The organism is Streptomonospora mangrovi, from assembly GCF_027604915.1.
Lineage (GTDB): Bacteria > Actinomycetota > Actinomycetes > Streptosporangiales > Streptosporangiaceae > Streptomonospora > Streptomonospora mangrovi.
In genome coordinates, this window is record NZ_JAJAQC010000030.1 from 1 (window position 1) to 26189 (window position 26189).

Consider the following 26189-nt stretch of genomic DNA (forward strand, 5'->3'; position numbering starts at 1 on the left):
GGGCGCGGCGTGGCGCGCCCGCGCCGGTGGCGGGGCGCGCACCGGCGCGCGCGGGGTCGGCGGACCCGGCGCGCGGGCGCTACCCGGCCGCGTGCAGCCAGCGGACGGGCGCGCCGTCGCCGGCGTAGCGGAAGGGCTCCAGTTCCTCGTCCCACTCGCGGCCGGTCAGGCGGTCCAGTTCGGCGGCGAGGTCGATGTCCTCCTGGGCCGCCGCGCGCTCCACGGCGTTGCGCAGCCGGGCCTCGGAGACGAGCACCTCGCCGGAGGCGCTGGTGACGGCCGTGAAGATGCCCAGCGTGGGGGTGTAGCTGTAGCGGACGCCGTCGCACCCGGGGGTGGGCTCCTCGGTGACCTCGAAGCGCAGCCGCTGCCAGCCGTTGAGCGCCGATGCGATGGCACCGGAAGTGCCCGGCGCGCCCTGCCAGTTCAGCTCAGCGCGATGAGCGCCGGGAGCCGCGGGCTGGGCACCCCAGTCGAGTTTCACAGGCACGCCAACCACACCCGCGACCGCCCACTCGACGTGTGGGCACAGCGCCGCGGGCGCGGAGTGGACGTACAAGACGCCACGAGCGGACACCGAACCTCCTGATACGAACGAGTGCGCTTCCCCGACGCCCTCGTACCCGAAGAGGAGCTGTCCGTCCCGGTTATTCCTCGCCCCATTGTGCCCCATTGGCACCATCGGCACCAGGTCTTCACCGCGGCCGGATCCGGCGTTTCCCCGCTTCCCCTCGGGCGAGCGGCTACTGTGATCCTGCGCGCGAGGCGGGAGCTGTGAGTCTACTGGGGGTAGGAGTGGCTGACCAGCCCTATGCGGAGGTCTCGACGAGCGAGCTGGTCGCGCTCGCCCGGGGCGACGACCCCGCCGCGTGGGAGGCGATCCTCGACCGCTTCGGCGGCCTGGTCGGCTCCATCGTGCGCGGCTACGGGCTGTCGGTGCACGACTCCCAGGACGCCGAGCAGACCGTGTGGTTCAACCTCGCCCAGCACCTGGCCACGCTCCACTCGCCCGAGCGCGTGGGGTCGTGGCTGGCGACCTCCGCGCACAACGCGTGCCGCAGGCAGTACCGCATCGCCCGGCGCACGGCGCCCCGGGACCCGGCGCTGCTGGACGCCGCCGACCCGCGCAGCCCCGAGGTGATCCACCTCGCCGCCGAACGCGGCGACATGGTCCGGCGGGCCATCGCGGCGCTGCGCGAACCCGACCGCACGATCGCCTACCTGGAACTTGAGGAGCCGCGCTCGCCGGCCCGCACGGTGGCGGCGCGCACGGGGCTGCGCCTGGAGGAGGTTCCGGCGGCCCGGCGCCGGGTGCGGCGGCGCCTCCAGCGCCTGCTCGGTGAAGCCAACGAGGAGAAAGGCCCCCAGCATGAGCCGTGACGACACCTCCGGCCCCCGCCCCGACCCCGGCCTGCTGTGGGCCGAGGCCACCGGCCTTTCCCGCGCCGAGGGCGCCGGACTCCCCCGCGCGGGCGGCACCGGGAGCCTTCGCGCCGATGACGCCGGGAGCCCCGGCGCCGCCGGCCCGGCCGACCCTGCGCCGGAGTCGGAGTCGGAGTCGGGGTCGGAGTCGGCCGCGCCCTACGCGATGAGCCCGCAGACGCGCGCCGCCGCGCGGGCCGCCTACGCCATGCGCGTGGACCCGGCCGTGCTCGCCGGGGTCAGCGCCGACTCGGTCGAGACCCCCGCCACGGGAATCCGCGCCGCCGCCCTCCTCGCCGACGGCCCCCGCTACGTCACCTTCCACGCGCCGGGCATGACGATCGGCCTGGAGATCACCCCCCGCGCCGAGCACTGCGACGTGGTGGGCAGGGTCTCCCCCCCGGGCCCCACCTCAGTGCGGGTCCGCCACCCCCGCTCGACCACCAGCCACACCGTCGACGCCTACGGCACCTTCATCGCCAGAGCCGTCCCCCGCGGCCCCGTCAGCCTCCTCCTCGACCGCCCCGAAGACGCCCCGATCGCCACGGAGTGGCTCTCCGTCTAGCGCCTGGTCCCTCCTCGGCCGTGCGAGAGAGGCACGTGCCGTACCCGGCACCCGCGCTCCCCCACACGTGTGCAAAGGCCGCCGGGCCGCCGAGCACCGCGTTGACCTGCTCGGTCATTCCGGCGCTCAAGCCATGGAGCCGCGCGCGGCCGCGCCCGTGCCCTACCGCGCCGGACCGGATCGAACCGAACCGGGCTCTCCGCACTGTCCGAACGTGGGTTTCGGCTCCACCGCCGTGCGCCCGCACCACCCGCCCTCCCGGACCTGCCGCCCCCTGCGGTTCCCGGCCAAGAGCCGCCGGGCGCCGCGTTGACACCCCCGCCGTCCCGCCACTCGGGTCACGCGCGGCCTCGCCGCATGGGACTGGATTGAACCGAACCGTCCCGCACCTCCGGCATGGCGGCCCGTGAACACCCGCCGGCGGCTCCGGTCTCGTGCGGCGATCCCCAACTCCTGGTATTCCGTGTCGCCTTCGCCGTCGATCTGCCGTCGCACGCGGCAGGCGGTGGGCGCGCCCGCGCCGCCGGGCCGCACGCCCCCGGTGTGTCGGCCCGTGAACACCCGCCGGCGGCCCCCTCCAGTGCGGCGGATCACGCTTCCCGGGAGCCTGGTATTCCAGGTCGGCTTCGTCGCCGATCTGTCATCGAAACGCGCGGGGTGGCGGGCGGGGCGGGGCCGGGTAGGGGCGACGGCAGGCCGTCTGGGGGTCGGGGTGCGATGCCGTTTGCCCACGTCCGGGGGTACGTGGGAGCCAACGGACACCTCGGGCGGCACCGGGCCGGCCGGCGGCGGGTGCGGTGGCCCTGCCGGTCGACTACCGGCGGGGGTGGGCCGACCGGTCGGCGGCGTTTGTCCGGGTCCGTGGAGAACCGGTTGTCCACAGGCGGCAGACCGGGTCTCCCCTAACGCCTGGGGCGGGTGTTATTACTTTGCGTGACCGCGCGGCGGAGCGTCTGTGCGCAGCCGGACCCGCTCCCCGCGCCGAGTGCGTAACCCCCGCGAACCCCCGCACGCACCGACCCCGAAAGGCCCCCGCCATGGCCCCTGGTCGACTTCACGACGTCCGCACCCCGGTCACCCTCGTTGCCCGCGACCCCGCCGCCGCGCTGCGGCGCGGCGAGGAGGTGCTGGCCGCCGACCCCGACCCGCTGGAGCGCTCCACCGCGCTGCGGCTGCTGGGCATGGCCCAGCGCGAACTCGGCCGGTGGCGCCGCGCGCAGCGGCTGCTCAGCCAGGCGGCGGCCGTGGCGGCGCGCGCGGGACTGGGCGAGTCCGCCGCACACGCCCGCGCCTCCCGCCTCGGCCTGCTCATGATGCGCGACGGCCCCGGCGCGGTCGGCACCGCGCTCGGCCGACTGGCCGGCGCCGCACCCTCCGCCCAGGCCCTGGTGCTGGCGCACCAAGGGGTGGGCGCCGCGCAGCGGGGGCGGTTCGACTCCGCCGTCGCCGCCTTCGACTCCGCACTCGCCCGCACCGATCCCGACTCCGACCACCACCTGCTGCCCGGCCTGCTGAGCAACCGCGGCCTGGCGCTGATGTACACCGGCCGGCTCGACGACGCGGCGGCCGACCTGCACACCGCCCTGCGCCGCACCGAAGGCGCCGCGCTGGCCTGCCTGCGCGGCATCACGCTCCAGAACCTCGGCTGCGTGGAGTTCCGGCGCGGCGACTTCGCGGCGGCGACCGCCCACTTCACCGCCGCCGACCGCCTGGTGCCGGCGGCACGCCGCCCGGCCCTGCGGCTCGACCACGTCGACGCCCTGCTCGCGGGCGGCATGTCCGCCGAGGCGGGCCGCCTCCTCGCGGGACTGGTCGACACCCCCGGCACCGACCGCGCCGAGGCCGACATCGCCATCGCCCGGCTGCTCGACGCCAAGGTGCTGCTGGGGCGCGGCGACCACGACTCCGCCTACCGCCAGGCCCGTCGGGTGCGCCGGGCGGCGGCGCGGACCTCGCTGTGGGCGCGCCTGGCCGCGCTGATCGAGTGGTCGGCCCGGTGCGCCGCCACACCCGGGCCGGCGGCGGCCCGGCCCCGGCCGACCGCACCCGGGCCGCACGCCCGCCAGCGCACCCCTTCCTTTCCCGACCGCCCCGGGTCCGCGCTGGCGGCGCTGCCCGACTGGGCCGCCGGCCTGCCCGCCGTGACCGAGGAGACCGCCACGGCCCTCGCGCGGTGCGTGCCCACCACGCCGCTGGGGCCGCTGGCGCTGTCGCTGCCCGCCCCGCGCCCCTCGGCGGCGCTGCGCGCCCTGGCCGACGGCGACCACCCGCGGGCGCGCCGCGCGCTGCTGGGGCGCGGCGGGAGCGGGTCCCGCCCGGCCCCGGCCCCGCGCCACCTGGAACTCCTGGCCCACCACCGCTCCCACCACCGCGAGGCCGCCGCCACCGGGGCGCACGTCGCCCTGCGCAGCGGCGACGCCGCCGTGGCCCTGGACTGGATCGAGCACCGGCACGCCCTGGACCGCGCGCCGGGGCCCTGCCGCGACACCGCGTGGCTGCGCCTGCTCGACCGCTGCCGCCTGGTCCACGCCCGGGCCCGGCGGGGCGATCCCGACGCCCGGCACGAGTTCGCCGGCCTGGTCGACCGCCTCACCACGGCGCAGTGGCACCCCGGGTGCGCCGATCCGCACGGGCACACCCCGCGCCGCCACGGCCCGGCCGCCGCCGAACTCGCCGAGCGGCTGGGGTCGCGGGCGTTCGTCTGCTACGCGTCGGCGCCCGGCTTCGTCGCGGCGATCACGGTGGTGGACGGCCGGGTGCGGCTGCACCACCTGGCGTCCGCCCCCGAGGCCGAGGCGGCGGTCGCCGGGCTCTGCGCGGCGGCGCGCACCCGGCTGCTCGGCGCGCCGCCGGGGTCGGCGTCGCGCCTGCTGGACGGCCGGCCGCCCGAATCCGCCGGCGGGCGCGCCGGCGGCGAGGTCGCCACCGCCGCCGCGCGCGCCGACCGGTTGCTGTTCGCTCCCCTGACCCGGGAGGTGGGCGACCGACCGGTGGTGATCGCCCCGGCCCCCGCGATGCAGGCGCTGCCGTGGGGACTGCTTCCGGGGCTGCGCGGACGGGAGGTCAGCGTGGTCCCCTCCGGCCGCGCGTGGCTGACGGCGCAGGAGGCCGCCGCCCGGCCGGCCGGCGGCGCGGCGGATGCCGGGCGAGTACTGCTGGCCGCCGGCCGCGATCCCGAGGGCGCGGCGGCCGAGGTCGGGGCGCTGGAACGGCTCTACCCGAAGGCGCGCCGAGTCACCGGTGCCGAGGCCGGTGTCGGCGCGGTGCTGGCCGCGCTCGACGGCGCCGACCTCGCGCACCTGGCCGCCCACGGCCTGGCGTGCGCGGAGGCCCCGATGCTGTCGGGGCTGGTGCTGGAGGACGCCTCCCTCTTCGCCTACGACCTGGAATGCCTGCACCACGTGCCGCGCACCACGGTCCTGTCGGCCTGCTGGGTGGGCGGCTCGGTGCCCGCGCCGTGGGGAACGCCGCTGGGCATGGCGGCGTCGCTGCTGTCCAGCGGCGGCGCGGTGGTCGTGGCCTCGGTGCTGCCGGTCAGCGACCAGGACGTCTCGGCGGCCATGGTCGGCTTCCACACAGCCCTGACCCGGGGCGCCACCCCGTCCCGCGCGGTCGCCGACCACCTCGCCGACGCCGGTTTCCTCTGCTACGGCGCCGGGTGAGCCGCAGTCAGCGGCCGGGACCAGCGTCGCCAGACGGGACCGCCTCCACAGCCACCCGCCCCGCCGTCCCAGTCACCGCACGGATTCCTCGCGAGTCCGCCGGCGCCAGCCCGGCGTCCAGGCAGTGCGTGGAACGGGTCCGGACAGGTGCGCGCCCGAGCCCGCGAGCCACGACACCAGGCGTTCGGCGGACACGGCCCACCCCGCAGAAGGATCCACAAGCGGTGGCTAAGGGCCGCGGCTGTCGCCTCCGGAGCGGTCGGTGGGTGTGCCGGCGATTGCCCCGGCCAGGGTGAAGAGGAACATGAACCCGATCGGGATCATCGGCCAGAACAGCAGGGGTTCGGCCGCGATGATGCTGGTGACCCCCCAGATCCCGACGAGGATCACCGAGATCGCGGCCAGGCCGCGCCACGGCTCCAGGCGGTCGCGCCACTCGGGCTGGCCCGGGTGGGGGCCCACCGCCGCCGGGGGGATCTGCGGCGCGGGCTCGGGGACGGCGGGGGGTTCGGGGAGGTCGGCGGTCAGCGGCCACAGGTCGCCCATGACCTTGGCGCGCATGGCCAGGCCGAGGCGCTCCTGGTACTCCTCCAAATTCAGCCGGCCTTCCTGGAGGGCGCGGGCCAGGCGCTCGGCGCAGGCGTCGCGGTCGGCGTCGGACGCCCGCATCCGGTCAGGGGGCAACTTCTGGTCGTCCATGGGTCGTCGGTCCCTCCATGAGGAGTGGTGACGCTCTCACCTGCGGGAGCCGGAGCTTTCGTCGGGCCAGATGGCGGCGGCGACCAGGATCGCCGCCCAGATACCCAACGGCACCAGCGGCCAGTAGGGCAGCAGGTCGCCGCCCATGATGCTGGTGACTCCCCAGATTCCGGTCATGATGACCGCGCCGCCCAGCCACCACCGCCATTCGTCTACCCAGTCCTTCCACGGCGATGCCAGGGCGGAGCGGGAGGCGGCGGCCGGCGCGAAGTCGTCGCGTTCGGCGGGCGGCGGGGGCAGGGGGAGGTCGGCGGTGAGCGCGCGCAACTGGCCGATCAGCACCGCGTTCATGGCCTCGTCCAGGCGGCGTTCGTACTCGGCGAGGTCGAGGCGACCCTCCGACAGCGCGGTGGCGAGGCGTTCGGCGCAGGCATCCCGATCAGCGTCCGAGGCACGCATTCTGCTCTCCGGGACGCGTTCGTCGTCCAACGCCCACCCCCTGCCGCACGATGATGGGGATTTCACGATACGCCGCGCGGGCGCGGGAGAAAAGCGGCTCGGCGGGCCTCGCGGCCCGGCGGCGGGGGCCGCCGACGCGCCCGGGGCGCGCGCAGCGCGGCGGCGCGCACCCGCGGACGGTGGTATCGCCCGAGGTCACCGGGGCGGCGCGGCAGGGGTGCGCGAGGAGGAGGCGTGGGCGGGGGTGGGCCTGGGCGGGCGGTGCCGGGCGGCGGGATCCGCCGAAGGGGTGTTCCCGGAAGGCGCGCTCGCGGGACGGGTCGTCCGTGGGAGAGACGCGCGGGAGGCGGGTGGGGGTGTGCGGGTCGAGATCAGTCCTTGTCGCCGAAGAGCAGCGAGGCCACCAGGACCGCCGCCCAGATGCCGAGCGGGATGATCGGCCAGAACGTCTGCATCTCGCCCGAGGCGATGCTGGTGACCAGCCAGATACCGCTCATGATCACCGCGCCGCCGGCCCAGTCGCGCCACTCCGCCACCACGCCCTTGCGGCGCTTGCGGCAGCCGGCGGCCTTGGCGCCGGTCTCGGCGAGGTCGACCGGGCCGTTGTCCGGCGCGGCCGCGGCGGCGGGGTCCCGCGGCGCGGGGAGGTCGGCGGTCAGCGGGACGAGGTCGCCCATGGTGACCGCGCCCATGGCGGTGTCCAGGCGCTGCTCGTACTCCGCGAGGTCCAGGCGGCCCTCGGAGAGCGCGGTCGCGAGGTGCTGAGCGACCCGGTCCCGGTCGGCGTCCGACGCGCGGAGCCCGCTGTGCGGTGTCAGGTCGGCACTCAACGGTCCCCTCCTCTTCCAGTGCGGCTTTTTCGAGGTTAGACGCCCTGGACGCCGCCGCGGATCCCTCTCGGGGGGTGTGTGGTGTACGACTTTGGGACTACACCCGCCCTGGTCAGCCCGCCGCTCCCCGCCACGCCGCGACGGCCGCGCACAGGGCGGGGTCGGCGGCGCCGATGAGCCCGGTTCCCTCGAAGGAGCCGGTGAAGCCGAAGGGGGTGCCGTCGAGCCGCCGCAGCGCGCCGCCGGCCTCCTCCAGCACCAGCCCCGGCGCGGCGACGTCCCAGTCGCGGACGCAGACGTCCTTGACGAACAGGTGCGCCCGCCCCTCGGCGACCCGGCACAGCTTGAGCCCCAGGCTGCCCGACTCCAGATAGCCCGTGCAGCCGAAGCGGTCGTAGGCGGCGCGCGCGATGCCGGTCGGGCGCGGCGTGTTGTCGGTGAGCACGCCCGCGCCGGGACCGGGGTGCGGCGCGGCGGCCAGGCGGCGCCGGCCGTCCGGGGCGCCGCCTTCGGCGAAGGCGCCGCCGCCGCGCACGGCGGTGTAGCGCACCCCCCATTCGGGCGCGCAGACGGCGGCCAGGACCGGGCGGGCGCCCGCGACCAGCGCGGCCTGGGTGACGTATCCGGGAAAGCCGTGCGCGTAGCTGGCGGTGCCGTCGAGGGGGTCGATGAGCCAGTAGAGGTCCGGGCGGGGATCGCGCAGCCCGGCGGGGTCCTCCTCGCTGAGCACGGGGATGCCGGGGGCGAGGCGCCGCAGCCGGCCGGACAGCTCCTCGTGCGCCATGGCGTCGGCCCGCGCCTTGAACTGGGCGCCGTCCCAGTGGCCGGAGGTGGCGCGGGCGTCGGTCCGCCACGCGCGCAGCAGCGCCCCGGCCTCGGCCACGGCCTCGGCGGCGGCGGGCAGCAGGCCGGCCCACTCCCCGGAGACGTGGCCGCTCACCGCCCGCCGGCCCGGGGCTCGGGCCAGCCCGCCGGGACCCCGGCGGCCGGGTCCAGCCCGTACTCGGCGAAGCGGGACTCCTCCAGGAACTCGTCGGCCGAGCGGCGGACCATGACCACGCCCTCCCGCCAGTCGTCGGCCAGGCGGGGGCCGCCCGCCACGGCCTGGCGCAGCAGGCCGCCGATCTCGTCCACCCCGGCCGCCGCCGTCAGCGGCGCGGTGGAGGAGAAGCGCGGGTTGATCTCGAAGACGCGCGGCTCCCCGTCCGCGTCGAGGGCCAGCTGCACGTTGAACGGCCCGTCGGCGCGCAGCTCGCGCTGCACCGCGCGGCAGACCTCGGCGATCCGGTCGTGGCGGCGGGTGACGGCGAACCGGGTCACCCCCTGCTTGAGGATGACCTCCTTGGGCACCACGGCCTGCACCTCGCCGTCGCGCCACACCACCACCGACACCGTGTACTCCGGGCCGCTGACCTGCTCCTGCACCACCAGCTGGTCGCCCGGCCACACCCCGGAGGTCAGCAGCCGGTTCAGGTCCTCGGCCGACGCCGACAGCGTGACGCCCCGGCTGCCCCGCCCCGTGCGCGGCTTGACGACCAGCGGCGGTTCGGGGTCGCCCGACCACCGCGACGCCAGCGCGGTGCGCGGCACCGGCAGGCCGGCCGCCTCCAGGCGGCGCATCAGCGCGTACTTGTCCAGGCAGGCCGCCACGAACTCCGGGCGCGGCAGCAGCACGGCGATCCCGTCGCCGGCGAGCGCGGCGACGGGCACCAGCTCCTCGTCCACCAGCGGGACCACCGCGACGGCGTTCTCCTTGAGGCAGATGCCGCGGAGTTCCGGCACGAACGCCTCGCTGCCGCCCGGCGGCACCAGATAGGCGCGGTCGGCCAGGTAGAGCCCCGGCGCGCTGGGGTCGATGTCGGTGGCGACGACGCGGTAGCCGAGCGCCCGCAGGTGCTGCACGGTCCCGGCGGTGGGCGCCGAGCCCGCCGTGGTGACGACGACGGTGGGTGGGGCGGCGGGTGGGTCGATGGGCTGCGCAGCGGACACGGGACACCTTCCTCGTCAAGGCCGGCCGGAGGCGACAGGCCGCGCCGCGTCGGGTGATGGGAGCCTAGTTCCAGACCGCCGAGATGAGCGAGGGGATGGCGGGGAAGGCGACGAAGGCGGGGGCATCGGTGCCCAGGAGGCGACGTGTGGTCGGAGCGGTGCGGTGTGAGCGACCACCGGATCGCAATGCGGTGGCCGAGGTCAGCGACGGGGCGCCAACGGCAGCGGGTGGCCGGGCCGGGCGGTTATCGGGTCGCGCGGCGGGTGGCTGAGGTGGGGCGTCTCACCGTGTGGCCGCTAGAGCCCTTACGGTGCCGCTCGGATGCCCTTGGTACGCCCCTCGGCGGGGGCAGCGGAAGCAAAGGATGAGAACGCACGTCGCCGTACGCGGTGTACACGCGAGTTTCCCCTACGCCTCATCGGCGCGGCCCGCCCCGACCGGCCTCGTCGCCAACCCCAACCACCCGCCACCGGACCGTTGACCGCCGCCCCGGCTCCCGCGCACCGCCCCACCGGACTTCCTTCAGCGCGGGGTGCTCGCTATGCCCGAGGGTCGAGGACCTCGGTCAGGAAGGACTCCAGGTCGGCGGTTCCGGCGTAGTGGTGCGCCACGATTCCCAACTCCTTGGCCGCCAGGATGTTCTCCTCCCGGTCGTCCACGAACGCGGTGCGCTCGGGCGCGGTGCCCAACTGGTCGAGGACGTGCCGGTAGACCTCCGGCTCGGGCTTGCAGCGGCCCAGGTCGGCGCTGAAGAACAGGGCCTCGAACCGGGCCAGGACCGGCGAGTGGCGCAGCGCGCCCGAGATGTCGAAGGGCGCGTTGGACAGCAGGGCCAGGCGCACGCCCCGGTCGGCCAGGCGCTCCAGGACGGCGGTGCTCTCGGGGCGCACGTGCAGCCAGGAGCCCACGTCCACCGCCCACAGGGCGTGGCGGTGCGCGGCGTCCCAGTCGGCGCCCAGGCGGGCGGCGATCCGCCGCCAGTACTCGTCGCCGCCGATCCCGGCGTCGTACTCGCGCCGCTCCGCCCAGTAGGCCGTCCAGAACTCCTCGGCGGACCCTCCGGCCAGCCGCTCCAGGGTGGTGCGGTCCTCGGCCGAGGGCGGCTGGGAGATGACCTCGCCGTAGTCGAAGACGATCGCCTCGACGCGGTGTCCGGCGGCTGCCATGGGGATGCCTCACTCTCGGTCGGGTCAGTCGGGCGCCGCGCCGCCCGCGAGCACGCGGCGCCCGGGACGGACGGGTGCCCGGCCGGGACGGACCCGGGCCGGGCACCGGGACTCTACTTCTGCTCGTAGACGGGCGCGAGGACCGCGCGGGCGATGGCGTGGGAGAACAGGTTGAACCCGAGGAAGGCGGGCGAGGCGGTGGCGTCGATACCCAGCGACTCCACGTCCACGGCGTGCACCGCGAACAGGTAGCGGTGCGGCCCGTGCCCGGGCGGCGGGGCGGCGCCGACGTAGCGGCGGCCCCCGGCGTCGTTGCGCAGGGTGACCGCGCCGGCCGGCAGGCCCGCGCCGGACTCACCGCCCGCGCCCGCGGGCAGCTCGGTGACCGACGCGGGGATGTCGCACACCGCCCAGTGCCAGAACCCGCTGGCCGTGGGCGCGTCGGGGTCGAAGCAGGTCACGGCGAAGCTGCGGGTGCCCTCGGGGAACCCGCTCCAGGCCAGGTGCGGCGACACGTCCTCGCCCCCGGCGCCCATCATGCCGCTGACCTGCGGCGCGGGCAGGGTCTGGCCGTCGGCGACGTCGTCGCTGCGCAGGGTGAAGGCGGGAAGCGGGGGCAGGAACTCGTACGGGATTGGCGGCTGTGCCACGGGTCCTCCTGTCGAAGTCGAACGGAACGGGGGTCTCCCCGGCCCTCTCTACCCCCACGAATACCGCCTGTGCGCCGCGCGCGCTAACGCGTGTCGACGCTTTGGAACGACTCCGCCAGCCGGCCCTCGGGCAGGCCCCCGGCCTCGGCGTTGGCGGCCAGCCACGGCCGCAGGGAGTCGGCGAGGCCGTCGGGGTCCTCGATCTGGCTGGCGTGGCAGGCCAGCGCCGCCATCTTGCGGTCGAACACGTCGGTGATGTCGACGTAGACGTCGCAGTCGGGGCCGTGCACCAGCCACACCTCGGGCACCGCCCAGGGCTCCAGCCCTTCGTCGCGCAGCAGTTCGGGGTGGGCGTGGGGGTTGCGGGCGTCGGGGTAGACCGCGTTGATGGCGGCCTCGCCGGTGGCGAGGTGGTCGGGGTGGCTGGGGGCGATGCGCTTCCAGTCGCGCTCGGGGCTGGGGATCAGCACGCGGTCGGGGCGGACCTGGCGGATGACGCGGGCGATGTCGCGGCGCAGCTCCAGGGTGGGCAGCACCCGGCCGTCGGCGTAGCCGGTGAGGAAGCGGACGTCGCCGACCCCCACGGCGGCGGCGGCCTTGCGCTGCTCGGCGCGGCGCAGCTCGGCCATGGCCTCGGCGTCGAGCGTGCGGGTGTCGCCGCCGGCCTCGCCGGCGGTGACCAGCAGGTAGGTGACCTCGACGCCGGCCTCGGTCCAGACCGCGACCGTGCCCGCGCAGCCGAAGTCGACGTCGTCGGGGTGCGCCATGACCACCAGCGCGCGTTCAATGTCGGTTGAGGCCGGCACGACGGCCCTCCTTTCGCTCCGGGGGCGCCCGCGCGGCGCCCATCCCACCACAGCGCCGGACCGGTGCGGACCATTCCGAGCCGGGCGCACCGCCCGCCGCTCCCATTCCTACCGCCCGGGTCCGACAGTCCGGCGCCCCAGGGCCGCCGCGACGGCCAGGTAGGGCAGCGCGGCCAGCGCGAACAGCGGACCCGCGCCCAACCACACCGAACCCAGGCCGTAGGCGGCGAACACGCACACGGTGGCCGCCTCGCCGCCGAACCCCGACATCGAGGTCACCGTGGCGCGGGCGCGGTCGCCGACGCCGTCCTGGAGCCGGGCCTCGGCGCAGGCCACGGCCCACTCGGCGGCGCCGAAGGCCGCCGCCACCAGCAGCAGACCCGCCGGGTGGCCGCTCAGCGCACCGGCGATCTGGCAGAGGGCGGTGGCCACCAGGACCGGCACCGTCCAGCGCCCGCCGCGCCCGGCCAGCCAGCCGCCCACCACCGAGGCCACCGTGAACGGCAGCAGGTACAGCGGCACCAGCGCCGTGGGCACGCCGGTGTCCCGTACCAGCAGCGGGATGAACTCGTCCATGGACAGCGCGGCCAGCAGCACCGACAGCAGCACCAGGGCGCGGCGCAGCGCCGCCGAGCGGGCGACCTCGCCCAGCCCGTGGCCGAGCACCCCGCGCGCCGATGCGGCGGCGGCGCGCAGTTCGGCGAGGACGGCGCGGACGCCCGCCCCGGTCCGGGCGGTGTCCGGGGCCGGTCGGGGGTGCTCGGGGAACGTGCGGCCCACCAGCGCGCCGGCGGCGGTGGTCAGCACGCTGACGGCGCCGACCGCCTGGTAGCCGCCGAGCGCCATCACCGGGACCGCGACGGCGGTGGCCAGCAGGACGGCCACGGCCGCGACGGCGCGGGAGCGGCCGATCAGCCGGGCGTAGGTGGTGGACACCCACCCATCGGGCTCATCGGGCTCGGCGTCGTCGTCGGGGGCGGCCAGGGGCGCCTCGGGCGGCGGCGCGCCCGCGCGGGCGCGGTGGATGCGGGTCAGCTCGGTGTAGACCAGCGCCTGGAGGGTTCCCGAGTGCAGCGCGGTGCCCGCGCCCCACAGCACGAAGCCCAGCGCGAAGGCGGGGTAGCCGGGCGCGAGGGTCCACATGGCGAACCCGGCGCCGGTGAGCAGCGGGGCGACCGTGAGCATGCGGCGCCGCGAGACCATGTCGGCGAGCACGCCCGAGGGGACCTCGAGCACGATGCCGGTGACCGACCACACCGCGAACAGGGAGGCGATCTGGGCGGTGCTCAGCCCGGTGTCGGCGAACAGCAGCGCATAGACCGGGTAGAGCAGCACGAACTCGTCGAGGAACGCGTAGGCGTAGAGCCGGCGCGCGAGCGGGGATTCAGCCGAGGATCAACATCGCCACGTCATGGTTCGACTCTAGCCGCCCGGGCGCGGCGGCGACAGGGCTTTTTCCCGCCCCCGGCCCGCCCGCGCGATGGTCTAGCGTGCCGGGTATGGACGACGCCGCACCCCCGCCCGCCGACCCGTTCGCCGCCGGCCGTCCCGAGCCCCGGGTGTTCACCCTGGCCCAGGCGCGCGACCTGATGCCCGAGGTGCACCGGCACGCCGCCGAACTCGTGACGCTGCGCGCCGACCTCGCCGAGATGGCCGCCGACCTCGGCGCCGGCGGGGAGTCCGCCCTGGGCGGCCGGGCGGAGCTGAAGGCCGCCGAGGCCCGCCTGGGCGAGCTACAGAACTGGTTCGTGCAGCAGGGCATCGAGGTGAAGGCGCTGGCGCCGCTGCTCATCGACTTCCCGGCGCTGCTGGACGGGGTGTCGGTGCGGCTGTGCTGGCTGGAGGGCGAGGCCGAACTCGCCTGGTACCACCGGACCGACGTCGGCTTCGCGGGCCGGCGCCCGCTGCCGCCCACCGCGTTCCCCTTCTGACCCCTTGCGACCGGCTCCGGCCCGCGCCGCACCGTCCGCGCCGCCTCCCTCGGCGCACCGCGCGCACCGCGCCCGTGATTAGCCGTTCCCTCAGCGGATAGTGACCGGGCATGACTGACAACCACCCGGAGGAGCACCCCGCCGACCCCATCAACGACGACGCCGCTGACTGGGAGGAGGCCGGGCTGCCCGCACAGGAGGACACCACCGAGGACCAGATCCTGCCCGCCGAGGAGCCCGTCGCGATGGACGAGGTGGGCTCGACCGGCACGGACAAGGAGGCCGGGGAACCCCTCGACGAGGCGCTGGCCCGCGACGAGCCCGACGTGCCGGGCGCGCTGGGCAGCACCGCCCAGCCGGCCGACCAACTGCCCACCCGCGGCCCCGAGGAGGACCCCGAGGGCGTGCGCCTGGTGGAGTCCGACGAGGGCCTGCGCGAGGACGCCGAGGACACCATGGTGGCCCGCGAGGCCGGCGTGGACCGGGGCGCCTACAGCGCCGAGGAGGCCGCGGTGCACGAGGAGGACGAGTCGGACCTCCCCTGACGCGCCCCCGCCGCGCCCGGCCGCGCACCCCGCCCGTCCCGCGCGCCCGGCGTCCCCGCCGGCCGGTCCGGAGGGGGCGCCGGGCGCGCGTGTGTGCGTACGCGTCCGCGCCGGCGCTACCAGCCCCGGGCGCGCCACTCCCCCAGGTGGGGGCGCTCGGCGCCCAGCGTGGTGTCGGCGCCGTGGCCGGGGTAGACCCAGGTGTCGTCGCCCATCGCCGCGAACACCCGCGCCTCGACGTCGCCGATCAGCGAGGCGAAGTCCTCGGGGCTGCGGGTCTTGCCGACACCGCCGGGGAACAGGCTGTCGCCGGTGAACAGGTGGGTGTGCCCGGCGGGGTCGTCGTAGCGCAGCGCGATGGAGCCGGGCGTGTGCCCGCGCAGGTGGACGACCTCCAGGCGGCACTCGCCCACGGCGACGTGCGACCCGTGCTCGACCGGCTCGTCCACCGACACGGGCAGGTCGTCGCTGTCGGCCGGGTGGGCCACCGTGCGCGCGCCCGTGGTGCCCACGACCTCGGCCAGCGCGCCCCAGTGGTCGGGGTGGCGGTGGGTGGTGACGACCCGGGCCAGGCCCTGGTCGCCGATCAGCTCCAGGATGCGGTCGGCCTCGGCGGCGGCGTCGATGAGCACGCCCTCGCCGGTGCGGCGGCACCGCAGCAGGTAGGCGTTGTTGTCCATCGGTCCGACCGCCAGCTTGCTGATGCGCAGGTCGGGCAGTTCGCGTACGTCGGCGGGTCCGCCGACCCGCGTATGGCCTGAGTAAGTCACGTCGTCCATTACAGCACCCACCTCGGTGTGCGTTTCCGCAGGAAGGCGGCCCTGCCCTCGGCCGCGTCGTCGCTCGCGAAGTACTCCGCGGAGACCCCGGCCAGGCGCGCGAGTTCGGCGGCGCGCTCGCCCGGGGGCACCGCGCCGGCCCCGGCCAGGACCTCCTTGGTGGCGCGCAGCGCCCGCGGCGCGGCGGCCCGCAGGCCGTCCAGGACCGACTCGGTGGCGGAGTCGAGGTCGGCGCGCGGCACGGCGACGGTGACCAGGCCGGCCGCTGCGGCGGTGGCGGCGTCGAAGGTCTCGCCGGTGAGGAAGTAGCGGGCGAGTTGGCGGTTGTGCATGCGCAGCGCGACGGGCAGCGAGATGATCGCGGGCACCACGCCGATGCGGACCTCGGTGAAGGCGAAGGTGATGTCGTCGGGCGCGATGGCGATGTCGGCGGCGGCCACCAGCCCGATCCCGCCGGCCCGCGCGGGGCCGTTGAGCCGGACCACCACGGGCTTGGGCGCCTCCATCAGGGCGCCGAACAGCTCGTGCATGCCGGGCGCGGCGACGGCGGGCGGGCGGCCGGCGCGCTCGGCCTCGATCTCCTTGAGGTCGGCGCCGGCGCAGAACGCCGGTCCGGCGCCGGTGAGCAGCACGGCGCGCACGGAGTCGTCGGCCATGGCGGCGGCCAGGCCGGCGGCGAGGTCGGCGCGCAGCCGCGCCGACAGGGCGTTGCGGTTGGCCGGGGAGTCCAGTGTGAGGACGGCGATCCCGCGGCGGGTGTCGCGGCGCACCAGGGGCGCCTCATCGCCGGGACCGGTGGGGGGCGCGGGCTGGCTGGTGTCGGCCCGGGCGGTGTGCGTTCGGGCCGGTGGGTGGTCGGCTTCCTCCGCCATGGGTGCGGCGGCCCCTTTCCTGGGTCGGGGACGAGGACGGACGGTGGTCGGTGGTCGTGGTCGGCGGCCCGCTCGCGCGGACGCCGGGCGGCCGGCGCGCCGGCGGCGCCCGCCCGGCCGCGTCTAGCCGGTGCCGCGCAGGGCGCGCAGCGCCGTCAGGGCGCCGTCGGCGTGGGCCTGCATGCGCAGTTCGCTCTTGACGATGTGCACTACCCGCTGGTCGGTGCCGATCACGAACGTGGTGCGGCGGGTGGGTGAGAGCGCGCCCAGCGGGCCGGAGCGGCGCACGCCGTAGGCGGCGGCCACGGCTCCGTCGGGGTCGGAGAGCAGGGGGTAGTCGAACCCGTGGGCGTCGGCGAAAGCGCGCTGCTTGTCGACGGTGTCGGCGCTGATGCCCACCCGCTGGGCGCCGAGTTCGGCGAACTCGGCGGCGAGGTCGCGGAAGTGGCAGCTCTCGGCGGTGCAGCCGGGGGTCATGGCGGCGGGGTAGAAGAACAGCACCACGGGGCCGTCGGCGAGCAGGGCGCTCAGCCGGCGCACGGTGCCGTGCTGGTCGGGCTGGGCGAAGTCGGGTGCGGGGTCTCCGATGTCCACGCCGCCACCCTAGGCCACGGTGGTGACACGCAACAGGGGCACCCGCAGCTCGGCGGGGGTGAGCGAGCCGTGGTGGCCGACGAACAGGCTGGGGCCGGGCTCCAGCTCGGGCGCCACCAGCACGGTGTTGCCCCGGGCCACCGCCAGGACGTCGCCGATGCGCGGGCGCACCCGGTCCTCCACTCCCCCGAACAGCCCCTCGGCGACGGCCTCCTCGCGCAGCAGCACCCGGGCGCGCCCGCCCAGCAGCTCGCGCCAGGCCGCGGCGGTGTCCTCGGCGGCGCCCTCGCGGGTGTAGACCTGGCGGACCCGCGCCTCGCCGGCCAGCACCCGCACCCCCGCGCGGAACTCCGGCGGGGACTCGACGTCGACGCGGTCGGCCTCGGCGGCGTCGACCATGCCGTGGTCGGCGGTGATGTAGAGCGCGGAGTCGGGCGGCAGGGCGGCGGCGATCTGCTCGGCGAGCCGGTCGACCTGGCCGAGTTCGGCCCGCCAGTAGGCCGAGCCGACGCCGTGCAGGTGCCCGTAGCCGTCGAGCTGGGGGTGGTAGACGAGCGCCAGCACCCGGTCGTGGGCGGCCAGCGCCTCGCCGGCGCGCACGGCCAGCTCGGTGACGTTCCCGGCGGGGACGTAGCCGCTGCCGCGCGACAGCGCCACGCTCAGCCCGCTGCCCTCATAGGCGCCGTCGGCGATGTAGGAGGTGCGCACCCCGGCGCGCTCGGCCCGCTCGTAGACGGTGGCGTGCGGCTGCCAGGTGCGGGGGTCGACCTCGTCGCGCCAGCGCAGGTGGTTGAACAGGCGGTCGGTGCCGGGCAGCACCACCTGGTAGCCGATGATCCCGTGGTGGCCCGGCGCCAGCCCGGTGCCCAGCGAGGTGAGGCTGGTGGCGGTGGTGGTGGGGAACCCGGCGGTGATGGGCGCGGCGGAGTCGATCAGCCCCGAGAGGAACGGCGCGTGCGCGCGGTGGGCCACCAGCGGCTCCCAGCCCATGCCGTCGACGACCAGCACGCAGGCCCGGCGCACCGGCGGCAGGCCCAGCGGGTTGGGCTCGCCGGGCACCCCCAGCGACGCCAGCACCGAGGGGGCCAGGGTCGACAGGGAACCGGTGGTGTAGTCGGGGACGGCCAGGTCGGGGACGGGCGCGCTGTGGGCGGTCACGGTACTCCTCGCGGGTGGTCCACGCCGTGGGGCCGGCGGCTCGGGCGCGGCCGCCCGGCCCCTGGTGTCTCCCCCGTGGGCGGGGTGCCGACACCCGCGGCCCGCGGCGGCCGCGCCGCGGCCGGACTCGCGGGGTCAGCGGCCGGTGGCGGCGCTGAGCGCGCTGGTGAAGTGCAGCAGGTTGGCCACCGACTCGGCGCCGTCGGCGGCCTGGCTGACGCGCACGGTCAGGGGCTCGGCGGTGATGGCGCCGGTGTAGCCGTGGTCCAGTTCGCAGGAGTCGTCGGAGCACGAGGCGGGTTCGAGGTCGATGTTGGCCATGGACCCCCAGTTGACGCTGAGGCCGATGGTCAGGACCGCCTCGCTGGGCAGCGTGCCCGGCGCGTAGTTGGCGGGGTCGGACACCACGCGGGTGAGCGCCACCGACTGGATGTTGCCCAGTTGGTTGGCGTCGGTGGTGGTGGAGGCGTGCGGCCGGCCGCCGGGCTCGTCGGCGGGGTGGTCGTCGGTATGGCAGACGATGAGCCGTGTCGCGGTCAGCAGCAGCACGGTGATGTGCCGCCGCATCTCCATGGCGGGGTCGAAGGTGGCCTCGTGGTGGACGACGAACGCCTCGGCGGACTCGTCGCCCAGCGCCGACGCCACGGCGTCGATCACCAGTCCCGGGTAGTAGCCGCTGCGCTCGATCTCCTGGCGCCAGTCGGTGGACACGGCACGCGTTTTCCTCATGCTCCCATCCTGCCCTCTCCGCACGGCAGATCGCACCCGCTCGCCCGAGCCGATCCGCGCGGGCGGGTAACGGCTGGATCGCGGGGTAGAGCCGATGGCATGTACGCGACCGTGCCTCCAGTACCGGCGCCACCGGAGCCCGGTGGCCCGCCGTTGCCCGACCCCGGCCCGCTGCCGCCGGACCCGCTGCCCACCCCGCCCGAGCCGGGACCCGAACCCGGTCCCGGGCCCGGGCCCGGGCCGGGACCGCTGCCGCCCGACCCCGAACCCCAGCCCGACCCCGTCTGACCCGGTCCCGCCCGGGACCGGCCCATGGCCGCGCCGCCCCGCGCCCGGGGCGGCGCGGCCGCGCCGTGCCCGGCGGGTGGCCGCGGCCCCGAAACGCGGAGCCGCCCGGCCCTAGAAGACGACGCCGCGCAGCCGCCGGGGGCCGGCGTCGGGGCGGCGGTCGGGCGGCTCGCGCAGCCACACGTGGGCGCCCAGCACGTGGGCGCCCTCGGAGTTGACGATGACCGGGTCCAGCTCGACGTGGGCGACCTCGGGGAACGCGTCCACCAGCCGCGACACCCGCACCAGGACCCGCTGGAGGTCATCGACGTCGGGCTGCTCGGCCAGCGAGGTGGCGCCGGCGGGCAGCCCGAACAGCAGCGGCGCGGCGCGCACGGCGTGCACCAGGTCGGCGGCGTCGGAGTCGGTGAGGGGGGCCAGCCGGAACGCGCGGTCGTCGAGGAGTTCGGCGGTGGCGTCGGCCAGGCCGAAGCCCACCACCGACCCGAAGGAGGGGTTCTCCCCGGCGCGGATCACCACGGGCACACCCGGCACCACCATGGTCTGCACCACCAACTGCGCCTCGGCGCCCAGGCGGTCGTCCAGCGCGGTGAACGCGCCGCGCACGTCGTTGGCCGAGCGCAGGTCGGCGCGGATGCCGCTGCCGCCGGCGCGCAGCCGCAGGTCGGGGGCGTTGGCCTTGACGACCACGGGGTAGCCCAGCTTCTCGGCGGCGGCGACCGCCTCCTCGGCGGTGGCCACGGGGATGTAGGGGTGGGCGGTGATCCCGTAGCAGGCCAGCAGGTCGTGGGTGGTCCGCTGGTCGGCGGCGGTCTCCTCGCGGCCCACCGGCTCGCTGGTGAACCACACGGTGCCCTGGTCGGCGCCTGCTCCGTCGGCCTCGGCTGAGGAGGCCAGGGCGGCGTCGATGATGGCGCGGGCGCGGGCGCCGTCGATGTCGGCCAGCTCGGGGTGGCGCCCGGCGGGCCGTTCGCGCCACAGCGCGTAGCGGGTGGCGTGGGCCAGGGCGCGCACCGCGTCCTCGGGGGCGGGGTAGGAGGGGATGGAGCCGAACGCGGTCTCGCCGTTGTCGCCGATGCGGCGCAGCTCGGCGGGCAGCCCCTGGTAGCCCAGGTAGGTGGTGACGATCGGCTTGGCGGCGGTGGCGGCCTTGGCGCGCATGACCTCGGCGACGTCGTCGGAGATGGGGGTCAGCGCGGGGATGAACACCACCACCACGGCGTGCACGTCGTCGTCGGCGAGCGCGGCGGTGAGGGCGGCGTCGAAGTCGGCGGCGGTGGCGTTGGGGCCCAGTGCCACCGGCTCGTGCGGCTTGAGGCCCGAGCGCACGCAGGAGTCCTTGACCAGCAGGCCCAGGGAGTCGGAGTTGCCCAGGATCGCCACGCGGGGGCCGGCGGGCAGCGGCTGGTAGGCGAACAGTTGGGCGGCGTCGAACATCTGGGTGATGTCGTCCACCCGCACCACCCCGGCCTGCTCGAACAGCGAGGTGACCGCGTAGTCGGGCAGGGACAGCGCGCCGACGGCGTGGCCGCTGGGCACGCCCTGGGAGGACCCGCCGCTGCGCACCGCCACGACCGGCTTGTGCTGGGCCAGGCGGCGCGCCAAGCGGGTGAACTTGCGCGGGTTGCCCAGCGACTCCAGGTACTGGAGCACGACCTTGGTGGCGGGGTCCTCCTGCCAGTACTGGATGAGGTCGTTGCCCGAGACGTCGGCGCGGTTGCCGGCCGAGACGAAGGTCGACAGGCCCATGCCGCGCTCGGCGACGCGCTGGAGGATGGCCCGGCCCAGCGCGCCGGACTGGGAGAAGAACCCGATGGGGCCGCGCGGCGGGACGTAGGGGGCCAGGGTGGCGTTGAGGGAGACGGCGGGGTCGGTGTTGGCGATGCCCAGGCAGTTGGGGCCGATGACGCGCATGCCGGCGGCCCGAGCGGTGGCGACCAGCCGCTCCTGGCGGGCCAGCCCCTCGGGGCCGGTCTCGGCGAACCCGGAGCTGACCACCACCAGGCCGTGGACGCCCTTCTGGGCGCACTCGTCCACCACGTCGAGCACCATGTCGGCGCGCACGGCCACCACGGCGAGGTCGACGGGGCCGGGCACGTCGAGCACGCTGGGGTAGGCGCGCACCCCGGCCACGGCGGCGGCGGTGGGGTGCACGGGGTAGACCGGCCCCTGGAAGTCGCCGGCGAGCAGGTTGCGCAGCGCGGTCTGGCCGATGGTGTGGGCGGTGCGGCTGGCGCCGATGACCGCCACCGAGGTGGGGAACAGCAGCCGGGCGATGGAGCGCGACTCGGCGCGCTGCTCGCGGGCGCGCATGACCTCCTGGGCGCTGGCGGTGGGCTGGAGGTCCAGGGTCAGCCGGATGACGCCCTCGTCGAAGGACTGCTGCGCGGTGTACCCGGCCTCGCGGAAGACGTTGATCATCCGCCGGTTCTCGGGGAGCACGTCGGCGATGAACCGGCGCACGCCGCGCTCCAGCGCGGCGGCGGCGATGTGCTCCAGCAGCACCGAGGCGATCCCCCGACCCTGGTGGGCGTCCTCGACCACGAAGGCGACCTCGGCCTCGTCGGGCGCGACCTTGTCGTAGCGCACCACGGCGACCATGGCGTCGGCGATGGTGGCGATCAGCGCGACCCGGCTGTCGTAGTCGACGGTGGTGAAGCGCCGCACGTCGCGGTCGGAGAGCCGGGGGTAGGGCGCGAAGAAGCGGTAGTAGATCGTCTCGGGGGACAACCGCTCGTGGAAGGCGCGCAGCAGGTCGGCGTCGTCGGGCGTGATGGGCCGCAGGTGCGCGGTGCCGCCGTCGGTCAGGACGACGTCGGCTTCCCAGTGGTTCGGGTATGACTGCACGGTTTGAGCCTATTCGAGTCGCGGACGGACGTGGCGGACCTCACCTCGGCGCGCGGCGGGCGCCGCGGCCTCGGAACGGCCGGGTATCACTCAGCTCTGCCACTTCGTTACCCGACGTCCCCCTCTAACCTGTTAACGTCTTTCAGCACACAGGCTCTTCGGGCACGATCGCACACAGGCCCTGAGAGACAGGGCCGCGAGGTGGTGGGTGACGGTATGGCACGAGTGGTCGTGATCGGCGATCTCATGACCGACAGCGTGGCGCGGGCGTTCTACCCGCTGGCCCGCGGCAGCGACACCCCTGCCTCCGTCATGACCTACGGCGGCGGTTCGGGCGCCAACGTCGCGGCGTGGCTGGCGATGGAGGGCACCGACACCACGTTCGTCGGCCGCCGCGGCTCCGACATCACCGGGCGCACCCGCGAGATGGAGCTGATGGGCTACGGGGTGGACTCCCGGCTGGTCATGGACCCCGAGCGCCCCACCGGCACCTGTGTCGTGATGATCACCCACCGGGGCGACCGCACGATGCTCAGCGACCCCGGCGCCAACGCCCGCCTCCAGCCCGAGGACCTGCCCCGCGACGTGTTCGGCCCCGACGGGCACCTGCACGTGTCGGGCTACACCCTGATCAACGCCGACTCCCGGCGGGCGGCGCGGATGGCGCTGCGCATGGCCCGCGAGACCGGCATGTCGATCTCGGTCGACGGCGGCTCCCACGCCCCGCTGGAGCGCGCGGGCGCCGAGAACTTCCTCGACTGGACCACGGGCACCCGCCTGCTGTTCGCCAACACCGACCAGGCCCAGGTGCTCACCGGCCGCGAGGAGCCCGAGGCCGCCGCCAAGGTGCTCACGGCGTGGTACCCCAACGTGGTGATCAAGCTCGGCGACGCCGGCGCCCTGTGGGCGTCCAAGACGCGCGACGACCTGGTCACGGTCCCCGCCGAGCCGGTGGAGCCCTCGCCCGGGTCGATCGGCGCGGGCGACGCGTTCATCGCGGGCTTCCTGCCGCCATGGCTGGCCGGCAAGCACCCCAAGGACGCCCTGGGCCGCGCCCAGGCCCTGGCGGCGCGCGCCCTGCACATGCCGGGCGCCCGGCCGGACCTGGGCGACTGAGACGGCGGCCGCCAGGCCGCCGCATTCCCCGGCACCGCGGTACCTCAGCGGCCGTCACGCCGCCGCCACCCCGCCTCGCGTCTCCACCCGGCCCCCTGCGGCACCCGCCCCGCCGGCGCCGCGCCGCACCGGCCGCTGCCCTGATCTGCGGAGCCGAGCGGGCCGCCCGCCCTAACTACGGGCGGCCAGGACCAGCGGCAGGACGGCCGGTGCCCCCGCGGCTCTGAGGTGGCGCGCGGCGGCGGCCAGCGTCCAGCCGGTGTCAGTGTGGTCGTCCACCAGCAGGACGGGGCCGGAGAGCCGCGCCAGGGCCTCGCGGACGGGATCGGGCACGGTGAGCGCGCCGGCGACCTGCGCGAGCCGCTGGGCGCTGTTGTGGCGGCGCGGGCCCACCCCCTCGGGCGAGGTGTAGGCCAGGCCGCCCACCGGGACGAGCCGGCCCACCTCGCACAGGCGGCGCGCGAGGTCGGTGATGAGCGCCGGGCGGGTGGCCGAGGGCATGGCGACCACGCCCACCGGGCGCTCGGCCCACGGCCAGGCCGCCAGGACGTCCACCACGCCCTTGAACACGCGGTCGCTCACCGGCTGGTCGGGGGTGTCGGGCGCCAGGACGCGGCGGAGTTCGGTGCCCCACCCGATGTCGGTGAGGCGGGCCAGCGCGCGGCCCTCCTCGGCCTGGAGGCCGGGCGGGATCTTGCCGGAGAGGTCGACACCGAGGGCGGCCATGCCGGTGGGCCACTGCTTGCGCGGCGCCACGGCCACCCCGGGGCGGTCCAGGCGGCCGGCGGCGCGGGCCTGGTGGTCGGGGTCGACCTCGGCGCTGAAGGGCGGCCCCGCGCAGTTGTCGCAGCGCCCGCACGGGGCGGCGTCGGGGTCGTCCAACTGGCGCTGGAGGAACTCCATGCGGCAGGTGTCGGCGGCGATGTAGTCGAGCATGGCCCGCTGCTCGCGTTCGCGCGCCGCCGCGACGGCGGCGTAGCGCTTGGAGTCGTAGGACCAGGGCTCGCCGGTGGCGGTCCAGCCGCCGCGCACGCGGCGGACCGCGCCGTCGACGTCGAGGACCTTGAGCATCTGCTCCAGGCGGGTGCGGCCGAGGTCGACGCGGGTCTCCAGGCGCGGCAGCGACACCGGCCCCTCGGACTCGGCCAGGGCGGCCAGCGCCGAGCGGACGACGTCCTCGGGCGGGAAGGCCAGCGAGGCGAAGTAGGACCAGATCTCGCGGTCCTCGCGGCCGGGCAGCAGCACCGCCTCGGCGCGGTCCAGGCCGCGCCCGGCGCGGCCGACCTGCTGGTAGTAGGAGATCGGCGACTGCGGGGCGCCCAGGTGCACCACGAACCCGAGGTCGGACTTGTCGAAGCCCATGCCCAGCGCGCTGGTGGCCACCAGCGCCTTGGTGCGGTTGGCGAGCAGGTCGTCCTCGGCCCGGCGGCGGTCGTCGGGGTCGGTCTGGCCGGTGTAGGCGCGGACGTCGTAGCCGAGGTCGGCGAGGTAGGCGGCGGTGTCGACGGCGGCGGCGACGGTGAGGGTGTAGACGATCCCCGAGCCGGGGAGGTCGGCCAGGTGGCGGCCCAGCCACGCCCAGCGGGCGGGGGTGTCGGGGAGGTCGACCACCGACAGCCGCAGGCTGCGGCGGTCGAGCGGGCCGCGCAGCACCAGGGTGGCGGCGCCGTCGCCGATCTCCAACTGCTCGGCGACGTCGCGGGTGACGCGGCCGTTGGCGGTGGCGGTGGTGGCCAGCACCGGGGTGCGTTCGGGGAGTTCGGCGAGCAGGGTGCGGATGCGGCGGTAGTCGGGCCGGAAGTCGTGGCCCCAGTCGGAGATGCAGTGGGCTTCGTCCACCACCACCAGCCCGGCGCCCGCCGCCAGGCGCGGCAGCGCGCGGTCGCGGAAGTCGGGGTTGTTCAGCCGTTCGGGGCTGATGAGGAGGAGGTCGACCCGGCCCTCGGAGATGTCGTGGTAGACGGTGTCCCAGTCGTCGGGGTTGGCGCTGTTGACGGTGTGGGCGCGCAGCCCGGCGCGCTCGGCGGCGGCGATCTGGTTGCGCATGAGCGCCAGCAGCGGCGACACGATCACCGTGGGTCCGGCGCCCTGGGCGCGCAGCAGGGCCGTGGCCACGAAGTAGACCGCCGACTTGCCCCACCCGGTGCGCTGGACCACCAGCGCGCGGCGGCGCTCGGCCACCAGCGCGTGGACGGCGCGCCACTGGTCCTCGCGCAGCCGCGCGGACTCCCCCGCGAGCGCGCGCAGATGCCGTTCGGCCTCGGCGCGCAGAGCGGGGTCGTGGGGGGAGGGCGGGCCGGGCTCGGCACCGGGGGTACCGGTGGGCTCGGCGGGGCCGGTGGTCGCGGGAGTCGCCATGCCCCCTTGCTACCAGACCCCCGTCCGGCGGCGCGCACGTTGTCCACAGCCCCACGGGCACCACATCGTCCCTGTCCGAAACGGCACCGCGGACACCGCGCCCCCATGTCCGTTATGGGCACTTCGGCGCACACGTGCGCGCGGCCCGGTACGCTCACCCGCTGAGTGGCAGAAAGCGACGAGGCCGGATGCGACGAGGAGTGGCAGAGCGCGATGTCCCAGCCCGCACGGGTCGATACCCAGACGCTGGACCGGTGGAAGTGGATCGCCACGAGGGCGGTCGAGGAGTTGGCGATGGCCGGGCTGCCGGTGACCACCGGCCTGCCGCCGTCGCTGGGCGGCGGGGTGGAGGTCGAGGTCGACCCGCTGTCCGACCCCACGGGCGGAGTCTACCTGCGCTGGCAGGCGCACGGGCAGTTGATCCGGCCCGCCCTGGAGGAGTTCTCCGCGCGCTCGGGCGGCGCGGCGGGTGAGCCGGGCGCCGCGGGCGGCGACTCGGCGGTGCGCCACCACGACACCGTGTGCGAGGCGATGGTCACCGCCATGGCGACCATCCTCACCTCCGCCGGTTTCACGGTCCGCCGCGCGGGCGAGGTCAACGACTTCGCCGACGGCCTGTACATCGACGCCGCCCCCGACCCCCGCCGCCTGGAGGAGCGCACCTGGCACCCGTGAGGAGGCGAGGGCGGCCCGCGGTGCGGGCCGGCGGTGACCGGGCCGCCC

24 protein-coding genes are annotated in these 26189 nt (G+C 76.1%); 7 read left to right on the forward strand and 17 right to left on the reverse strand.

Annotated elements, in window-relative coordinates; all coding sequences use genetic code 11:
* Window positions 1-79 precede the first annotated feature (79 nt).
* A complete protein-coding gene (locus LG943_RS17325; protein WP_179769787.1) occupies window positions 80-577 on the reverse strand; it encodes a DUF3145 domain-containing protein in 498 nt (165 codons plus the stop codon).
* Between the two features lie 218 nt (window positions 578-795).
* On the opposite strand from LG943_RS17325, the gene LG943_RS17330 reads away from it, so the two are divergent.
* From LG943_RS17330 to LG943_RS17340, 3 genes are all read left to right on the forward strand, one after another.
* The gene (locus LG943_RS17330) at window positions 796-1380 is read left to right on the forward strand and encodes an RNA polymerase sigma factor (protein ID WP_270073342.1); all 585 of its coding nucleotides are present in this window, start codon (window positions 796-798) and stop codon (window positions 1378-1380) included.
* Complete coding sequence (locus LG943_RS17335) at window positions 1370-1987, forward strand: hypothetical protein (protein WP_270073343.1); 618 nt, start codon at window positions 1370-1372, stop codon at window positions 1985-1987. The genes LG943_RS17330 and LG943_RS17335 overlap by 11 nt, the downstream gene beginning before the upstream one ends.
* A 1037-nt stretch (window positions 1988-3024) precedes the next feature.
* Window positions 3025-5649, forward strand: a complete 2625-nt coding sequence (locus LG943_RS17340) for a CHAT domain-containing protein (RefSeq protein ID WP_270073344.1) — start codon at window positions 3025-3027, stop codon at window positions 5647-5649.
* 228 nt (window positions 5650-5877) lie between these two features.
* Here LG943_RS17340 and LG943_RS17345 read toward each other — a convergent pair whose 3' ends face one another.
* The 9 genes from LG943_RS17345 to LG943_RS17385 all read right to left on the reverse strand — a co-directional run bounded on the left by LG943_RS17345 (window position 5878) and on the right by LG943_RS17385 (window position 13584).
* Window positions 5878-6348 carry a DUF1707 SHOCT-like domain-containing protein gene (locus LG943_RS17345; RefSeq protein ID WP_270073345.1) on the reverse strand — a complete coding sequence of 157 codons (471 nt, stop codon included), beginning with the start codon at window positions 6346-6348 and terminating at the stop codon, window positions 5878-5880.
* A 36-nt stretch (window positions 6349-6384) separates the two neighbouring features.
* Entirely contained in the window at window positions 6385-6807 is a 423-nt protein-coding gene (locus tag LG943_RS17350) for a DUF1707 SHOCT-like domain-containing protein (protein ID WP_270073346.1), read from the reverse strand.
* Between the two features lie 371 nt (window positions 6808-7178).
* Entirely contained in the window at window positions 7179-7637 is a 459-nt protein-coding gene (locus LG943_RS17355; protein ID WP_270073347.1) for a DUF1707 SHOCT-like domain-containing protein, read from the reverse strand.
* Between the two features lie 112 nt (window positions 7638-7749).
* A complete protein-coding gene (locus LG943_RS17360; protein WP_270073348.1) occupies window positions 7750-8577 on the reverse strand; it encodes a 3'(2'),5'-bisphosphate nucleotidase CysQ family protein in 828 nt (275 codons plus the stop codon).
* Window positions 8574-9626 (reverse strand): ATP-grasp domain-containing protein, encoded by a 1053-nt coding sequence (locus LG943_RS17365; RefSeq protein WP_270073349.1) that lies wholly within the window; start codon window positions 9624-9626, stop codon window positions 8574-8576. Before LG943_RS17365 ends, LG943_RS17360 begins: the two co-directional genes overlap by 4 nt.
* Window positions 9627-10166: 540 nt before the next feature.
* Complete coding sequence (locus LG943_RS17370) at window positions 10167-10793, reverse strand: HAD family hydrolase (RefSeq protein ID WP_270073350.1); 627 nt, start codon at window positions 10791-10793, stop codon at window positions 10167-10169.
* A gap of 113 nt (window positions 10794-10906) precedes the next feature.
* Window positions 10907-11443 carry a YbhB/YbcL family Raf kinase inhibitor-like protein gene (locus tag LG943_RS17375; RefSeq protein WP_270073351.1) on the reverse strand — a complete coding sequence of 179 codons (537 nt, stop codon included), beginning with the start codon at window positions 11441-11443 and terminating at the stop codon, window positions 10907-10909.
* A gap of 83 nt (window positions 11444-11526) precedes the next feature.
* Window positions 11527-12210, reverse strand: coding sequence for a PIG-L deacetylase family protein (locus LG943_RS17380; protein ID WP_270073409.1), 684 nt, complete (start codon window positions 12208-12210; stop codon window positions 11527-11529).
* A 147-nt stretch (window positions 12211-12357) separates the two neighbouring features.
* Window positions 12358-13584 carry an MFS transporter gene (locus tag LG943_RS17385; protein WP_270073352.1) on the reverse strand — a complete coding sequence of 409 codons (1227 nt, stop codon included), beginning with the start codon at window positions 13582-13584 and terminating at the stop codon, window positions 12358-12360.
* Between the two features lie 164 nt (window positions 13585-13748).
* Here LG943_RS17385 and LG943_RS17390 point away from each other — a divergent pair, with 164 nt between their 5' ends.
* Window positions 13749-14180 carry a DUF2203 domain-containing protein gene (locus LG943_RS17390; protein ID WP_270073353.1) on the forward strand — a complete coding sequence of 144 codons (432 nt, stop codon included), beginning with the start codon at window positions 13749-13751 and terminating at the stop codon, window positions 14178-14180.
* Window positions 14181-14290: 110 nt separating this feature from the next.
* On the forward strand, window positions 14291-14725 hold the full coding sequence (locus LG943_RS17395) for a DUF5709 domain-containing protein (protein ID WP_270073354.1): 435 nt from the start codon (window positions 14291-14293) through the stop codon (window positions 14723-14725).
* Between the two features lie 116 nt (window positions 14726-14841).
* Here the strand turns inward: LG943_RS17395 and LG943_RS17400 are convergent, their stop codons facing one another.
* The 6 genes from LG943_RS17400 to LG943_RS17425 form a co-directional block, all read right to left on the reverse strand.
* Window positions 14842-15495: an MBL fold metallo-hydrolase gene (locus LG943_RS17400; protein ID WP_270073410.1), complete on the reverse strand. Its 654-nt coding sequence runs from the start codon at window positions 15493-15495 to the stop codon at window positions 14842-14844.
* Window positions 15496-15503: 8 nt separating this feature from the next.
* Window positions 15504-16376, reverse strand: coding sequence for an enoyl-CoA hydratase-related protein (locus tag LG943_RS17405; RefSeq protein WP_270073355.1), 873 nt, complete (start codon window positions 16374-16376; stop codon window positions 15504-15506).
* 123 nt (window positions 16377-16499) lie between these two features.
* On the reverse strand, window positions 16500-16970 hold the full coding sequence (locus LG943_RS17410; RefSeq protein WP_270073356.1) for a peroxiredoxin: 471 nt from the start codon (window positions 16968-16970) through the stop codon (window positions 16500-16502).
* 9 nt (window positions 16971-16979) lie between these two features.
* Window positions 16980-18128, reverse strand: a complete 1149-nt coding sequence (locus LG943_RS17415) for an alkaline phosphatase family protein (protein WP_270073357.1) — start codon at window positions 18126-18128, stop codon at window positions 16980-16982.
* A 135-nt stretch (window positions 18129-18263) separates the two neighbouring features.
* Window positions 18264-18857: a DUF5998 family protein gene (locus LG943_RS17420; RefSeq protein WP_218902042.1), complete on the reverse strand. Its 594-nt coding sequence runs from the start codon at window positions 18855-18857 to the stop codon at window positions 18264-18266.
* 399 nt (window positions 18858-19256) lie between these two features.
* Window positions 19257-21992 (reverse strand): bifunctional acetate--CoA ligase family protein/GNAT family N-acetyltransferase, encoded by a 2736-nt coding sequence (locus tag LG943_RS17425; RefSeq protein WP_270073358.1) that lies wholly within the window; start codon window positions 21990-21992, stop codon window positions 19257-19259.
* Window positions 21993-22217: 225 nt separating this feature from the next.
* Between LG943_RS17425 and LG943_RS17430 the strand changes: the two genes are divergently transcribed.
* Complete coding sequence (locus LG943_RS17430; protein WP_270073411.1) at window positions 22218-23108, forward strand: sugar kinase; 891 nt, start codon at window positions 22218-22220, stop codon at window positions 23106-23108.
* A 171-nt stretch (window positions 23109-23279) separates the two neighbouring features.
* On the opposite strand, the gene LG943_RS17435 is transcribed toward LG943_RS17430, so the two are convergent.
* A complete protein-coding gene (locus LG943_RS17435; RefSeq protein ID WP_270073359.1) occupies window positions 23280-25466 on the reverse strand; it encodes a RecQ family ATP-dependent DNA helicase in 2187 nt (728 codons plus the stop codon).
* Window positions 25467-25631: 165 nt separating this feature from the next.
* Here LG943_RS17435 and LG943_RS17440 point away from each other — a divergent pair, with 165 nt between their 5' ends.
* Window positions 25632-26141: a hypothetical protein gene (locus LG943_RS17440; RefSeq protein WP_270073360.1), complete on the forward strand. Its 510-nt coding sequence runs from the start codon at window positions 25632-25634 to the stop codon at window positions 26139-26141.
* Window positions 26142-26189 lie beyond the last annotated feature (48 nt).